Annotated in this window: 15 protein-coding genes and 1 pseudogene; 7 read left to right on the forward strand and 9 right to left on the reverse strand. The window is 73.4% G+C overall.

The genetic code is table 11. The features are described 5' to 3' along the window. The first annotated feature begins 8 nt into the window (after window positions 1-8). The 3 genes from OG702_RS21590 to OG702_RS21600 all read left to right on the forward strand — a co-directional run bounded on the left by OG702_RS21590 (window position 9) and on the right by OG702_RS21600 (window position 2597). Window positions 9-803, forward strand: a complete 795-nt coding sequence (locus OG702_RS21590; RefSeq protein WP_327290552.1) for a hypothetical protein — start codon at window positions 9-11, stop codon at window positions 801-803. Window positions 804-983: 180 nt separating this feature from the next. Continuing rightward, the gene (gene tatA, locus OG702_RS21595) at window positions 984-1268 is read left to right on the forward strand and encodes a Sec-independent protein translocase subunit TatA (RefSeq protein WP_327290553.1); all 285 of its coding nucleotides are present in this window, start codon (window positions 984-986) and stop codon (window positions 1266-1268) included. 192 nt (window positions 1269-1460) lie between these two features. Continuing rightward, complete coding sequence (locus OG702_RS21600) at window positions 1461-2597, forward strand: PucR family transcriptional regulator (protein WP_327290554.1); 1137 nt, start codon at window positions 1461-1463, stop codon at window positions 2595-2597. An 11-nt stretch (window positions 2598-2608) separates the two neighbouring features. Here OG702_RS21600 and OG702_RS21605 read toward each other — a convergent pair whose 3' ends face one another. Then, complete coding sequence (locus OG702_RS21605; protein WP_327290555.1) at window positions 2609-3109, reverse strand: MarR family winged helix-turn-helix transcriptional regulator; 501 nt, start codon at window positions 3107-3109, stop codon at window positions 2609-2611. A gap of 104 nt (window positions 3110-3213) precedes the next feature. On the opposite strand from OG702_RS21605, the gene OG702_RS21610 reads away from it, so the two are divergent. After that, complete coding sequence (locus OG702_RS21610; RefSeq protein WP_327290556.1) at window positions 3214-3765, forward strand: YceI family protein; 552 nt, start codon at window positions 3214-3216, stop codon at window positions 3763-3765. A gap of 326 nt (window positions 3766-4091) precedes the next feature. Here the strand turns inward: OG702_RS21610 and OG702_RS21615 are convergent, their stop codons facing one another. The 4 genes and pseudogenes from OG702_RS21615 to OG702_RS21630 all read right to left on the reverse strand — a co-directional run. Beyond that, the gene (locus OG702_RS21615; protein WP_327290557.1) at window positions 4092-4850 is read right to left on the reverse strand and encodes a hypothetical protein; all 759 of its coding nucleotides are present in this window, start codon (window positions 4848-4850) and stop codon (window positions 4092-4094) included. After that, entirely contained in the window at window positions 4847-5479 is a 633-nt protein-coding gene (locus tag OG702_RS21620) for an RNA polymerase sigma factor (RefSeq protein ID WP_327290558.1), read from the reverse strand. Before OG702_RS21620 ends, OG702_RS21615 begins: the two co-directional genes overlap by 4 nt. A gap of 60 nt (window positions 5480-5539) precedes the next feature. Beyond that, window positions 5540-6451, reverse strand: coding sequence for a M56 family metallopeptidase (locus OG702_RS21625; RefSeq protein WP_327290559.1), 912 nt, complete (start codon window positions 6449-6451; stop codon window positions 5540-5542). A gap of 116 nt (window positions 6452-6567) precedes the next feature. After that, window positions 6568-6957 (reverse strand): annotated as a pseudogene (locus tag OG702_RS21630) (BlaI/MecI/CopY family transcriptional regulator); the annotation flags it as partial. A gap of 113 nt (window positions 6958-7070) precedes the next feature. On the opposite strand from OG702_RS21630, the gene OG702_RS21635 reads away from it, so the two are divergent. Together OG702_RS21635 and OG702_RS21640 are read left to right on the forward strand one after the other, a co-directional pair. Further along, a complete protein-coding gene (locus tag OG702_RS21635) occupies window positions 7071-7727 on the forward strand; it encodes a DedA family protein (RefSeq protein WP_327290560.1) in 657 nt (218 codons plus the stop codon). Further along, window positions 7724-8335 (forward strand): phosphatase PAP2 family protein, encoded by a 612-nt coding sequence (locus OG702_RS21640; protein WP_327290561.1) that lies wholly within the window; start codon window positions 7724-7726, stop codon window positions 8333-8335. The genes OG702_RS21635 and OG702_RS21640 overlap by 4 nt, the downstream gene beginning before the upstream one ends. Here OG702_RS21640 and OG702_RS21645 read toward each other — a convergent pair. Continuing rightward, window positions 8329-9204, reverse strand: coding sequence for a hypothetical protein (locus tag OG702_RS21645; protein WP_327290562.1), 876 nt, complete (start codon window positions 9202-9204; stop codon window positions 8329-8331). The two genes, OG702_RS21640 and OG702_RS21645, sit on opposite strands and share 7 nt — an antisense overlap. Window positions 9205-9377: 173 nt before the next feature. Between OG702_RS21645 and OG702_RS21650 the strand changes: the two genes are divergently transcribed. Continuing rightward, window positions 9378-10403, forward strand: coding sequence for a DUF2786 domain-containing protein (locus OG702_RS21650; RefSeq protein WP_327290563.1), 1026 nt, complete (start codon window positions 9378-9380; stop codon window positions 10401-10403). Here OG702_RS21650 and OG702_RS21655 read toward each other — a convergent pair. The 3 genes from OG702_RS21655 to OG702_RS21665 form a co-directional block, all read right to left on the reverse strand. Continuing rightward, complete coding sequence (locus OG702_RS21655; RefSeq protein ID WP_327290564.1) at window positions 10400-10945, reverse strand: hypothetical protein; 546 nt, start codon at window positions 10943-10945, stop codon at window positions 10400-10402. The genes OG702_RS21650 and OG702_RS21655 overlap by 4 nt on opposite strands. Window positions 10946-10986: 41 nt before the next feature. Further along, the gene (locus OG702_RS21660; protein WP_327290565.1) at window positions 10987-13113 is read right to left on the reverse strand and encodes a hypothetical protein; all 2127 of its coding nucleotides are present in this window, start codon (window positions 13111-13113) and stop codon (window positions 10987-10989) included. Between the two features lie 205 nt (window positions 13114-13318). Next, entirely contained in the window at window positions 13319-13741 is a 423-nt protein-coding gene (locus OG702_RS21665; RefSeq protein ID WP_327290566.1) for an ATP-binding protein, read from the reverse strand. Window positions 13742-13787 lie beyond the last annotated feature (46 nt).

The following is a 13787-nucleotide window of genomic DNA, read 5'->3' on the forward strand; positions in this document are numbered from 1 at the left end:
CCATGCCCATGGAATTCGAAGACGACCTCGGCGACGCGATGCGCCGTACCGCCGACACCTTCCAGCCCGACCACCCCGCGGAACTCGTGGGCGCGGGCCATCTCAGAGGCCGCCGGCTGCGCCGCCGGCGTACGGCCACCGTCGTGGCGGGGGCCGCCGCCCTCGCGGTGGTCGCGGTCGGCGGCGTGCTGGGCTCCGGGATCGCGCGGAGCGGCGACCACGGCAGCGGAGTGGCCGCCGCGCCTGAGCAGCCGCAGCTGGTGGGGTCGGCTTCGGCCGTCCGCCCGGTGAGCGGGCAGAAGGTCGCCCAGATCTTCGGCCGCCTGCTGCCCGCCGGCAGCGTCAAGGACCTGGAGGGCGTCGGCACGGAGTACCGCCCGTACGCCTCCGCGACCGCGCTGTTCGACGACGGCGCCGGCCCCGGCGAGGTCACGATCAATCTGGAGCGCGGGGCGGGTCCCGTCGGCGACTGCCCGCCGGCCGCCCAGAACCCGGGCACGTGGTGCTCGATCACCCATGTCAGGGGCGGCATCCTGAAGGTCTTCAAGGGCTGGGAGTACCCGGACCACCGTGGCGGTGAGAAGGACTGGACGGCGACCTTCGTCACGTCGGACGACACCGGGATCCAGCTGAGCCAGTGGAATTCGACCCGGGAGAAGGGGGCCTCGGCCACCCGGACGGACCCGCCGCTGAACGTCACCGAGATGACCACCATGGTCACCAGCGACCTCTGGAAGCCGGTCCTGGACGCGCTCCCCGACCCCGCGAAGTGCCTGAAGTGCGGGCCCGTGCCGGGCAAGTGACGGCGCCGGCTGACACAGCCGGGCTGCGGGCGCCAGACCTGGGGGTCTTCCCGTTCACGTGCTTTTTGCGCATGCTTTGAGTACCTGGGTGCCGTCTGCCGCGGCTTTCGGGTGACAATGCGAAGTCGAGGCGCAAGACGTACGAGGCAGAGTTAGCCCCCTGAGTGAAGCGAGGATCCCATGTTTCGAAACGGGCTGGAGCCGTGGCACCTGGTCCTGGTGGCGATCGTCGTCATCTTGGTCTTCGGTTCGAAGAAGCTCCCCGAGGCCGCCCGCGGCCTGGGCAAGTCGATGCGCATCCTGAGGTCCGAGGCCAGGGCGATGAAGCACGACGACCCGGCCACCACCGCATCGCCGACCCCCGGGTCCTCGGCGACGCCGGCGCCCGACGCCCTCACCCCCACCGACGTGGTGACCGCGAACGAGGCCACCCCGACGCTGCAGCCCACCACCACGGCCAAGTAAGCGCACCCGCCCCAGGCGGGACGAGCCCCGGACGGGAGTCCGGGGCTTCGCGCTGCCCGGGAGGGGAAACGCTTCGCGCTGCCCGGGAGGGGCAGGCCGCCGCTGCCGGGATCCGGCAGCCTTGGTAGGTTCGCGTGTCCGGGTTCTGGAAGCAGGGGTGGGGCAGTGGTGGCGGCCGGGACAGGTACGGGCGTGGGGACGGCGGCCGCGCGTAAGGGCAAGGGCGCGGGGACGCACCCGCCCGCGGTGCCGGCGGAGTTCCTGGCCGGATTCCCCGAGACGCTCGCCGACGTCTCCCGCAGCTGCCGGGCGCTGACCCGGGCGGAGCGCGAGAGCCGCAGGGCGCTCGGCGAGCAGGCCGCCGACGCGGGCTTCGGCCTGCGCGAACTGACCGCGAGCCATCTCGCCGCGGCCCGGCAGGCCTGGTCGTCGCTGCCGGGGGTGGCCGCCGCCCGCGACACCGCCGAGCTGCGCAAGGCGGGGGCCGCGGTGCTCGCCGCGCTCGAAGCGGGGATCGGCGCGCTGGCTGAGGGCCATGCCCGCGCCCAGCGGCACGCGGTGCGCCGGGCCGACGCGGCCCGCCGCGCCTTCGTCGACGACCTGCTCTACGGCCGCAGCGACCCGGGCCGGATCGCCGAGCAGGCCGAGGGCTTCGGGCTGCGGCTGGCCGAGCGGCACACCGTCGCGGTCGCCGCGGCGCCGCCGGGGGAGACGTATGACGAGGCGCACCCGCTGCTGCGGCGGATCGAACGCGAGCTGGCCGGCCGCTTCGGCGACCACGACGCGCTGATCGCCCCCAAGGACGGGCGGCTGGTGTGCGTGGCCCCCACCGGGCAGCAGCAGGTGCTGGACGCGTTCGTGAGGCTGGCCTCCGCCCACGAGCCCGCCCGGGTCGCGGTCAGCCGCACGCACAGCGGCGCGGTGGGTGTGGTGCGCTCCTACGAGGAGGCGCTGAGCGCGCTGGACCTCGCGGAGCGCCTCGCCCTGGACGGCCGGGTCCTGAACGTGGCGGAGCTGCTGGTCTTCCCGGTCCTGATGCGCGACCGGGCGGCGATGTCGGACCTGGTCCAGTCGGTGCTCGGGCCGCTGCTGGCGGCGCGGGGCGGCGCGGGCCCGCTGCTGGAGACGATCTCGGCGTACGCGGCCGCCGGCTATGTCAACGCCGAGGCCGCCCGCCGGCTGGATCTCAGCGTGCGCGCGCTGTCCTACCGCCTGGAGCGGATAGCCGCGCTCACCGGCTTCGACCCCGACGACCCGCTCCAGCGCTACACCCTGGAGACCGCCGCCCTGGGCGCCCGGCTGCTCAGCTGGCCGCCGGCCTCACCCTGAGCAGGCGCGGCTCAGGCGCCGCAGGCCTCCTCGTCCTCGGCCCGCGCGGCGGCGCACTCGGCGCGCAGCCCCGCACTGATCGCCAGCCCGATGTCCCGCAGGGACGCCAGCTGTTCGGGCGTCAGCACGTCGAAGATGTGCTCGCGCACCGTCGTGACGTGCCCCGGGGCGGCCGCGGCCAGCGCCGCGTAGCCCTCGTCGGTCAGCGCGCAGACCCACCCGCGGCGGTCGCCGTCGGCGGGGCGCCGCTCGACCCAGCCGTTGCGCTCCAGTGCGGCCACCGCATGGGAGAGCCGGCTCCGGGAAGAGAGCGAGGCATCCGCGAGTTCACTCATACGGAGGCGTCGGTGCGGTGCCTCCGAGAGGCGGACGAGGATCTCGTAGTAGGCCATGGGCATGCCCGAGTCCTGCCGCATCTGCCGGTCTATGTGTGCGGAGAAGGCCACACTGGCGGACAGGTAGGCCCGCCAGATCTCCTGCTCCTCCGCACTCAGCCAGCGCACATCGTTCATATGTTCATCATACCGGTGGTTGAACTCTCAACACCATCGGGATATGGTGAATGAGGTTTCAATCACCAGCAACCATTGATGGTTCCGTCCAAGGAGTATCAGCCATGAGCTCGCAGACCGCAGTGATCGACGGCTATGTCGCCGGTACGTGGACGATCGACACCGTGCACTCCGACGTGTCGTTCTACGTCCGTCACCTCGGCGTTTCCAAGGTCCGCGGCCACTTCGCGACCTTCGAGGGCACCATCGTCACGGCCGAGGACCCGCTGGAGTCCACCGTCAACGCGGTGATCAAGACCGCGTCGGTGAGCACCAACAACGAGACCCGGGACGGCCACGTGCGCAGCGCGGACTTCCTGGACGTCGAGAACTTCCCGGAGATGACCTTCACCTCCACCGGGGTCCGCCCGCAGACCTCCGAGCTGTTCGAGGTCGACGGTGAGCTGACGCTGCACGGCGTCACCAAGCCGGTCACCCTCACGCTGGAGCTGAACGGCTTCGGCAAGGGCTTCGACGGCAACGCCGTCGCGGGCTTCTCGGCCGCCACCGAGATCAGCCGTGGCGACTTCGGCGTCACCGGCGGCGCCGCCGGTGCCGCGGTCAGCGACAAGATCAAGATCGCCCTGGAGATCGAGGCGGGCATCACCCAGGCCTGACCCCAGGCACCGCAGTACGGCTCCATCGCCACCGGCCGCCCTCCGCTTCAGTACGCGGACGGCGGCCGGTGGCGTTTCGGTTCCCGCACGACCCGGACACGATCGATGCAAGAAGTCTGCCGGAAAGCGGCAATGCCCGGCGTCCCCGGGTCCTGCCACGATCAATGCGCCACCGGTTGGCAGGGGGGAACGGGGGCACGGGGGAGCAGGGGGGAGCAGCGGTCATGGCGTCCACGGAGGGCGCCATGACCGGCTGGCCGGCGAGGGCCCGGCCGCGGCGTCGCCGGTGCGCCGGCCGCCGCCGGGGCGGCGGCCTACTCGCGTACTCAGCCCTTGCGGCCGACGCCGCTGCTGGTGGGGCCGGGGGGGAAGGAGCCGAAGGGCCGCTCTCCCGGGTGCGCGGACCTGCAGGCGGGCGGGGGGCCTTGCGCGATGCCCGAGACCGCGATCCCGGCAATACCGGAAGGAGAGTCCGCGGGCTCTTCCATCAAGGTGAGGTCGAAGTAGTAGCCGGCCGGGATCGCACTGGGCTTGACGTGCCAGACGAAGGCCTCATTGACCACCTTGCCCGGGTAGTAGATCTTGTCGATCTGCCGATTCGGCAGGCTCTTGCGGTGGCCCGCCCCAGGCGGAGCCGCGTCGCAGTCGTCCCGCGCGACGAAGATACCCTCGGCCGGGATGCCCACGCGCTCGAAGTCGGCCCGGATCTTGGCCTGGTCGAGCTTGGATGTGATCTTCACGCTGACCTCGACCCAGCCGTCCCTGCCCTTCTCCAGGGTGTAGTTGGCGTTGACGATCTTCTCGGTCGTTCCGCCCGCCGCCTGTGAGGGCTTGGCGCCGGTGCTGCCCAGCACCGTGAAGGCGACGCCGACCGCGGCCGCGATGGCCACGGGGACGGCGATCGCGGTCAGGCGCCGCCGGCGCCGCGGGGCGGGGGCGGCGGCTGTCTGCTCGATCTCGTGCATGAGGTGTTCCTTCAGGACGGGTCGGCGGCCCGCGGGCAGGTCCCGATCCGCCGGTACCGGCGCCATCCGCGCCAACTCCTCGCGCTCTGCCGGGCTCGGCCCGTTCGGCTGGCGGTTCATCGGGTTCCTTCCTGTGCTGGCCGGGCCGCGGTGCTGCGGCCTCCTGGTACCTGTCCGCGGGCGGGGCGGAGTTCCCGATTTCTGGTGGAAAGCGAGGTATCCGTGAGTTCCCGCAGTTTCCGCCGGGCGCGGGAGAGCCGCGACCGTACGGTGCCGACCGGCACGCCCAGCGCCTGCGCGGCCTCCCGGTAGTCCAGCCCCGACCACACGCACAGCGCGAAGACCTCCCGCTCGCCGCGTCGCAGCGTCGCCAACGCCGCCTGGACCGCGGCGAGTCTCTGGACGTCGTCGATCCTGCCGGCCACCTCGTCGGCGAAGTCGGGCGTCACGTCCTCGCGCGGCAGCCGTGCCGTGGCGGCCGCGTATCTGCGGGCGGTACGCGAGGAGTTGCGCGCGGCGTTGGTCGCGATCCCCAGCAGCCACGGCCGCAACGAGCCGCCCTCGGCGTCGATCCGCACCCGCAGCCGCCACGCTTCGAGAAAGGTCGCGGCCGTCACGTCCTCGGCCGTCGCCCAGTTGCCCGTCAGCCGGAACGCGTGGTTGTACACCGAGCGGGCCCAGTCGTCATACAGCCGCCCGAACGCGCCGGGATCCCCGGCGCGCAAGCGGGAGCGCTCATCCGTCTCCATACCCTCTAGCTGTCCGCCCGCCCGCGCCCGGTTCCCGTGACGCCGGTCATAGCCGGCGGGCTATTCGGCCTGGGCCACCTCGATCGAGCCGTGGAGGTCGTGGGCGGCCTCAAGGGCGCAGGCCGCGGAGAGGGTGAGGCAGGCGGCGAGGAGGAGGGCCACCGTGCGGGGGGTGGGGGAGGGATGGGGGCGGGTGAGGAGGGCGGCCACCCGGCGGGGGACGGGGCCGGCGGCCGCGGACAGGGCCGCGGCGGGGCGGGGCAGGGACGGGCGGGTGGCCAGGGCCGCCCGCCCGATGGCCCGGGCGGCGACCCGGCGGTCACCGACGGACGCCGCCGCGGCCTCGTCGGCCCAGCGTTCGAGCGTGTACGACAGCGGCGCCCGCAGCACCCGCAGCGCCGGGTGGCCGGCGCAGGCCAGCGCGAGGGCGGTGAGGAAGAGGTGGTGGCGCCCGGTCAGGTGCGCGCGCTCGTGGGCGAGCAGCACCTCGCGCTCCACCGGGTCGAGCGCCTTGAGCATGCCGGTGGTGACGACGATCCGCCCGGGGCGCCCGGGGAGGGCGTACGCGTCCGGCCCGTCCTCGTCCAGGACGGTGAGGTCGCCGGCCTCCGTACCGGACGCGGCGGCGGCGCGGCGGGCACGGGCGGCCAGCACCACCCGCTGCCGTGAGGTGTGGACCAGGGCCGCGCCCACCGCCGCCAGCAGCACCGCGGCGACGCAAGCGGCCGGCACGGTCACCTGGTCGCCGACGACCGGCAGGACGAGGTGGCCGAGCGCGGCCACCGGGGGGAGCCGGAGCGCGCCGGCCCCGGCGAGCAGCGCAAGCGCGGCCGTGCTGCACGCGGCAAGCGCCACGGCGGAGCCGGCCAGCAGCCAGGCCGCCGCGCGCGGCGACAGTGCCTCGGCCAGCCGCCGGGCGGCGGGCGCGGCGAGCAGCGGGAGCAGCAGGGGCGCCCAGACGGCGTAGTTCACGAGCCGGAACCTCCGCGAGTGGAAGTGTCACCGGCACCGTCCCCGCCGCCGCGGGAGGCGTCACCCGAGTCCGCGACGCCGCGGGAAAGCCCGCCGGAAAGCCCGCCCGGATCCTCGGGCTCCTGCGCCAGCAGCTCCCGCAGCAGCTGCTCGTCGTCCGGGTCCAGCTCCGAGACGAAGCGGGCCAGCACGGTGCCGCGCAGCGCGTCCGCGGATTTGTCCAGCTCGGTGCGCATGCGGCGGGCGGCGAGGCCGGGCGGGTCCTGGGCGGGGAGGTAGGCGTAGCCGCGCCCGGCCCGGGTGCGGCTGACGGAACCCTTCTCGTGGAGGCGGGCGAGGATCGTGGTGACGGTGGTGCGTGCGAGGTCGGCGCCGACCGCGGCGACCAGTTCCCGCTGGACGTCGGCGGGGGTGAGCGCCCGGCCGTTCGCCGCCCAGAGGGCCGCGAGCACGCTTGCCTCCAGCTCGCCCGAAGGGCGGCGGGCCGACGCACTGGCGTCCGGCATGAATCGCTCCTTCCCGCTCATTCGTCTACAGTGCTGTAGACCGACTACAGGACTGTAGTCAGCAGGGGTGCCGCACCGCGCCCCCGGACCCATTATGGGAGGGCTCCCCCGCCATGCCCCTGCCCGCACTGCACCAGGCGGTGAACGTCCTCGACGCGACCTCGCTGCTGTCGTCCTTCGGCGCCGTCGGCATCGCCGTCGTGATGTTCGCCGAAACCGGTCTGCTCATCGGCTTCTTCCTCCCCGGCGACTCGCTGCTGTTCACCGCCGGGCTGCTCAGCGTGTCCGGTGCCTCCGACGTGGTGCACCTCACGCTGTGGCAGGTGCTGGTCGCCGCGACGGCCGGGGCGCTGCTCGGTGCGCAGACCGGTTACGTCATCGGGCGGCGCGGCGGGCCCGCGCTGCTGGCCAGGACGAAGAGCCGCAAGATCCACCAGGGCACCGCGCGGGCGGGTGAGCTGCTGGAACGGTACGGGCACGCCAAGGCCGTCGTCCTGGCCCGCTTCGTCCCGGTGGTCCGCACCGTGCTCAACCCGCTGGCCGGCGCGCTCGGCGTGCCCGCCAGAGCGTTCACCTTCTGGCAGGTCGCCGGCGGCACCGTGTGGAGCGTCGGGCTCGTGCTGGGCGGATACGCGCTCGGCTCGTCGGTCCCGCACGTCGACACCTACCTGCTGCCGATCGTGGCGGTCATCGTCGCGGTCTCCCTGGCCCCGCTGGTCCTGGAGCTCGTACGCAGCCGGCGCCGCGGTTCCTCGGCGGAGGGCCTGTGACCGGGCGGTTCGACGCGGGGGCCTACCGCTGGGTCACCGAGCTCGCGCAGCGGGCGCCGCATGCTGTGGACGAGGCGGTCCGCCTCTTCAGCGACTACGGGCTCGGCGTCTTCGCCGTGATGATGCTCGTGGTGTGGTGGCGCGCACGGTCCGCGGACGCGGGCACGATGGCGGCGGCGCTGTGCGTGCCGCTGGTCGTGGTCGCGGTCTACCTCGTCAACGACGGTGTGAAGTCGGTGTTCGCCGAGCAGCGGCCGTGCAGGACGCTGCACGTGGTGACGGTGGAGGCGTGTCCGCCGCTCGGGGACTATTCCTTCCCGAGCAATCACTCGGCCCTCGCCGCGGCCGCCGCCGTCGCGCTGGCGCTGGCCGCGCCGCGGGTGGGGCTCGCCGCGGTGCCGGTCGCGGTCCTGATGGCCGCGTCGCGGGTGTGGATCGGGGTCCACTACCCCCACGACGTGCTGGCCGCCCTGCTGCTGGGCGCGCTGCTGGCCTGGCCCCTCGCCCTCGCCTCGCGGCAGGCGGCGGCACCGGTCGTGCTGCGGCTGCGCGAGACGAGGCTGCGGGCGCTGCTGGCGGGCGCGGACGCCCGCCGGGTCGCTCAGTAGCGGTCGAGGATCAGCTGCGTCTTGAGGATGTCGCCGTGGTACAGCCAGCCGTGCGCGTCGGCGACCGCGATGGCGTCGGCGTGCAGGTCGGCGGCGTCGTCGTGGTCGTCGGTCTTGAACGACACCTCCACGACGTATTCGGTGCCGGTCCCGCTGGCGGCCTTCACCGGCAGCACCTCGATGCTGGCGTCGTCCGAGGACTCCCAGTCGCCGGACCAGACCTGCGAGGTCACCGGGCCGTTGGCGGCGGCGGCGTCCAGCGTGTCGGCACCCCAGTTCTTGCTGTTCCAGTCCTCCAGCTTGCCGGGGATCTCGTCGGCCAGCCAGGACCTGCCGGTGCTGCTCGACGGCATCGAGGTGCCGGAGTAGCCGCTGTCGCTGTGGCTCTTCTCGTTGCTGAAGCTCAGCGTCTGCTTGGCGTAGCCCCAGTCCACCTCGGCGTCGTAGTTGGTGTCGCTGCTGTCGAAGCCCTCGTCGTCGGCCTCGTCCAGGGCCGCGTCGATGTCGCCGCCGGTGACCGGGAAGCGCTTCTTGTAGGACTCCTCGAAGTCCGAGCCCGACTTGTGACGCAGCCGGACGTCCCAGCCCTGGGCGTTCAGGGCGAGCGCCGAGGTGTCGAAGTATTCATAGGAGCGCGACTTGGCCGAGCCAGAGATCCCGAAGGCCGACTTCACCGCGGAGAGCGGCGCGTGCGAGGCGTCGAGTGCGGCGGTCGTCAGGTCGATCTTCACCTCGTAGGTCGGCTTCGCGTTCGAGTCGGCGAAGGCCGGCGCCGCCGGGCCGAGGACGACGAGTGAGGCGGTGAACGACACGGCGAGGCCGACCGCGGCGGCGGTGCGGTGGCGACGGGCCGAGGAAGTAGTGGTCATGCCAAGAACGTTCCGCCGGCGGGTGATCGGGGGATGGTCGCGAGGCGTTCGGCACATGAAGCGAAGATGTCGGGCGGGACCCGTGGCGGTCGCCGCCCACGGCCGGCAGGCCCGGCGGCCGCCCGGCCGGGGGCGAACGGGCCCGGGGGCGTCCCGCCAGGGACAATGGGCGGGTGGACAACCGTTTCGGGGACGCCTACGCCCGCGCCATCCACGGCGGGGCCGACGAGGTCGACGCCGCCGCCTCCGTGCTGGCCGCGGACAGCGGGCGCGACGCCGTGGCCGCGCGGTGGATGCGTGACGTGGTCGGCGGGTGCGAGCGAAGGGGGTGGCGGGGGGACGACCTCGGGCGGATGGCCGGGCGGGAGCTCGGCGCGCTGCATCAGCGCCTGGCGCAGTGGCCGGACGGCCGCAGCCTCGGCGACTTCGCCCGCGAGGAGCGCCTCACCGGATTCGCCGCGGCGACCGCCTTCGTGGAGCTGCTGTGCCTCTACGCCCGGCTGCCCGCGCTCCCCGTCCTCGCCGCACCGGCGGAGCAGGCCGCCCCGCCGAAGATGCTGGCCCGCATCCGGGCCCTGCTGGCGAAGGCGGAGTCGACCGGTTATCCGGAGGAGGCGGAAGCCCTGTCCGCCAAGGCCCAGCACCTGATGGCCAGGCACAGCATCGACGCGGCGCTGCTGGCGGCCGCCCACGCGGACGGGGCCGCTGCGGGAGCGCGGCGGATCTGGATCGACGGACCTTACGAGGCGGCCAAGGCCCTCCTGCTTGACGCCGTCGCCGCCGCGAACCGCGCCCAGTCCGTCTGGTCCTCGGAGATCGGCTTCTCGACGGTCGTCGGCCACGCCCCCGACCTCGACGCCGTCGAACTGCTCTACACCTCACTCCTCGTCCAGGCGGACCGCGCCCTCCAGGGCGGCCGTACGTCCCGCTCCCGCGACTTCCGCGAGTCGTTCCTGATCGCCTACGGCTCCCGGATCCGGGCGCGGCTGACCGCCGCGACGGCGGAGGAGGAGTCGGCCGAGGCCACCCCCGGCCTGCTCCCGGCGCTGGCCTCCCGTGCCCTGGCGGTGGAGGACACCACCCGCCGGCTCTTCCCCACGACGACCACCTCCCGCCTGAAGGCGCGCGACGCGGACGGCTGGCAGCACGGCGAGTCGGCGGCGGACAGCGCCAACCTGCGCGGCCAGCAGGGCAGTTAGCCGCGCGGGGTCCACACCGGCGCGGCCGGGTCGTGGAACTGCTCGCGCAGGAAGGCGTCCGCGCCGGTGACCGTCAGCAGCAGGACGCGGAGCATGCCCGGGTCGTAGCCCCGCCAGTGCGCCTTGTCCCACATCACCACCGGCCAGGCGTCCGGGTCGGGGGAGCCGGTGAGCCAGAAGCACTGCTCGCCGCCGATGCCGCTGCCCCAGGCGAGCAGGCCGCCGGGCTCGGGGAAGAAGGGGTGGGGGAACTGGTCGGGGTAGTCGGCCCTGATGTCGCGCAGCAGGGCGCTCGTCTCGGCGGCGTCGTCCAGCATCGCCCCCACCGCGGAGGCCGGCACCGGCGGATCGTCCAGCGGCCAGGGGGTGTTGACGCTGAGCCGCCCGCACACCTCCCCGCCGCCGAAGGCGTCGACGAACGCGCTGAAGTCCGCGGGCAGTTCGACGCCGTAGGCGGTGGCCGCGGCCGCCCAGGGCAGCACCTCCCCCTGGCGGGGGGTGAGCTGGGCGAGCCGCCCGAACTCCTCGATGTCGTCGCGCATACCGATGCTCCGTCCCCGACCGCGAACCCCGCCGCGGGCGTTCAGTCGTCGCCGTTGAGGAAATACCCGTCCTTCTCGTTGTAGACGACGGCGGAGCAGTTCTGCGGGACGGTGTTGCCGTTGAGGTCCCATGCCTCGACCTGGTAGCGGTAGAGGTACGGGATCAGGCTGTTGGGCGTCTTGTAGACGGGCGCGACCAGCATCTGCACGACCCCCGACTTCATCAGGCCGGTGACGCACCCCTGGACGCGGGTCATCTCCCCGACGTTGACCGGCTTGGTCCAGCAGGGCGAGAGGTTGGCCATGACGCCGCGGCCGCCCAGTGCCTGCGGGATGAGGTGGCAGCTGTTCACCGGCGTCCGCTCGCTGGGGAAGAGCTTCGCCGCACGCGCTTTGGCCACGTCCATGCCGGGACTGCCGGAGTTGGACGGCGCTCCGCTGGCGGCCTCCAAGCTGAGGCACACCGCCGCTCCAGTGGCGCGCTTCTGCCATCCGACAGGGGAGTAGTACGTCCAGCCGTCCGGGCCGTTCGGCTCGTGGTCGGCGGGCGGCCGGTCCACGCAGGTCGGCTTCTTCTTGCCGTCGTCGTCGCCGGGCGGGGCGGTGGGGACGGCGGTGGGCGACGAACTGGGCAGGCCGGTGGGCGCGTCGGTCGGGGCGAGCGTGGGGTTCGCGCTGCCGGTCGCGGTCGGTGTCGGTGTCGGCGTGGCGTTCCGCCGGAAGGCGTCGAGGAGTTGCTGCTCCACCTGCTCCATCGCCAGCAGCGCGTCCACGTCGACCTGGGCCAGCGCCTGGACGATGGCCTGACCGCTGGAACTGACGCTGTACGGGACGGGTTCGCCGCCCTCGGCCTCGGACTGCGCCTCGGCCTCCTCCTTCTTCAGCGCCTCCTGCTCGGCGAAGACCGCCCCGGCCGTCCCGTCCTCGCAGCCGATGTCGTTCGTCCCCTTCAGCGGCAGGACGGCGGTCGCGGTGCAGGTGCCCGCGGGCTCGCCCTCGATCTCGACGGTCGCGGTCAGCGTCGCGTTCACCTGCCCGCCGGCGATCTTCGTCCCGGGGGCGCCGCTCGTGACGTCGCTGCTGACATGGGCGACCACCGAGCAGCCGCCCGCCGAACAGGACAGGTCCGCCTTGCCCTTGAGGCTGAAGTCGATGTCGGAGTTGATCGCCGTCTTCAACTGCTTGGTCGAGTCCTGGAGTTCCCGGTAGAAGGCGTCGACGTCCTGCGGGGCCAGCTCGGTGAGGTCCAGGGTCCCCGCAGGCGTGGCGTAACGAGCGGGCGCCACCGCGGTGTACGCGGTGCCGTGCGCGCCGAGCCCGAGGTCGGAGGGCAGCCCCGGCAGCGAGGGGAAGCCGGACGGCAGTGACGGGAACGCCGAGGGCAGCGAGGGGAAGCCGGACGGCAGTGAGGGCATCCCCGAGGGCAGCGACGGCATCGGCGGCAGCGTCGGCAGTGACGGCAGCCCGGACGGCCCGCCCCCCGCCACCGACTTCGGCACGTACCGCAGCAGCCGGTACGGCTCGTCCCGCGTGATGAAGAGGTCGCCGTCCGGTGTGCTGGCCTTCCGCGTCCGCGTGCCGTCCACGTCGTCCGCCGGGCTCTTGCCGTCAGACAGCACCGTCTTCCTGCTGTTCAGCGAGGTGAACAGGCGGTTCGCCAGCGCCGCCGGCGTCTGCACCCCCGACGCCGTGCTGCTCGTGCCCGCCGTGGCCGACGCCTTGCTGCCGGTGATCCACTTCCCGGCGAGCCCGGTCGGGTCGGCGGCCTTGTCGCCCAGCAGGTTCGGCATCTTCACATAGGTGGTGCCGTTCACGGTGATCGTGCTGACCTTCTGCCCGGCGACGGTCATCGTGCCGAGGACGTCACCGGTGTACGTGACCTGGATCTCCGCCGAGGTGCCGGCTCCGGCGCCGGTGTCGTACCGGATCGCGGGCTGCGCGGCCAGGCTCGCCAGTGCCGTCTCGAACGCGGCCCGGTCCGGCTCGGCCTGCCGGGACCCCTGCCAGACGAGCGCCCCGGCGACCAGTCCCACCACCACGACACCCGCCCCGAGCCCCAGCCAGCCCTTGTGCCGCCGCCACCAGGGCCTGCGGCCCACGGTCGGCGGAGCGGCCGGCTTGGGTGGTATCGGCGGCCACTGGGGCGGCCCCCCGAATCCGCTGCTCATCGTCCCGCACCCCCGAAGCGCTCAGCCGCCCCGGGTGAGCACCGAGACCGGCCCGCTGGCCGGCAGGGTCCGGGGCGATGGACGCCACGCTAGCCACTCGGCGCCACTCCTGACAGTGCATCAACAACTTTGTGACACGACCTGCACCATCACCCCGGGGTCAGCCCACCCGCGTGCCGCGTACTACGCAGAGGGGTCCGGCCGGTCAGGACTCCGGGTCGGCGCAGACCGCCCAGACGACTTTGCCGGGTCCGTCGCGGTCGGTGACGCCCCATCGGTGCCCGGTCAGGGTGTCCACGAGGGCCAGGCCGCGCCCCCGCTCGTCCTCCGGCGGCGCCGCCCGCACGGTCGGTTCGCCCGCCGCCAGGTCGGCCGGGTCGTGGACCTCGATCCGTACGCCGCCGGGCACCGGCAGCACGCTCACCCCGGTCCTGCGCCCCTCCACGGCGGCGTGCTGGCAGGCGTTGGTCATCAGCTCGGTGAGCACGAGACCCGCGACGGGGGCCAGGTCAGGGCGCCCCCACTCGGCGAGTCTGCGTTCCAGCGAGTGCCGCGCCTGGTGGACGCCGCGCGGGGTGGCGGGCCACAGGATCTGCGCCGGGGTGTAGGGGTGTGCCGTGGTCGCCATCCGGTGAGCCGCCTCTGCGTGATCGATTTCTGACGTTCCGTAGGCA

Origin of the sequence: Streptomyces sp. NBC_01198 (assembly GCF_036010485.1) — a bacterium.
Taxonomy (GTDB): domain Bacteria; phylum Actinomycetota; class Actinomycetes; order Streptomycetales; family Streptomycetaceae; genus Actinacidiphila.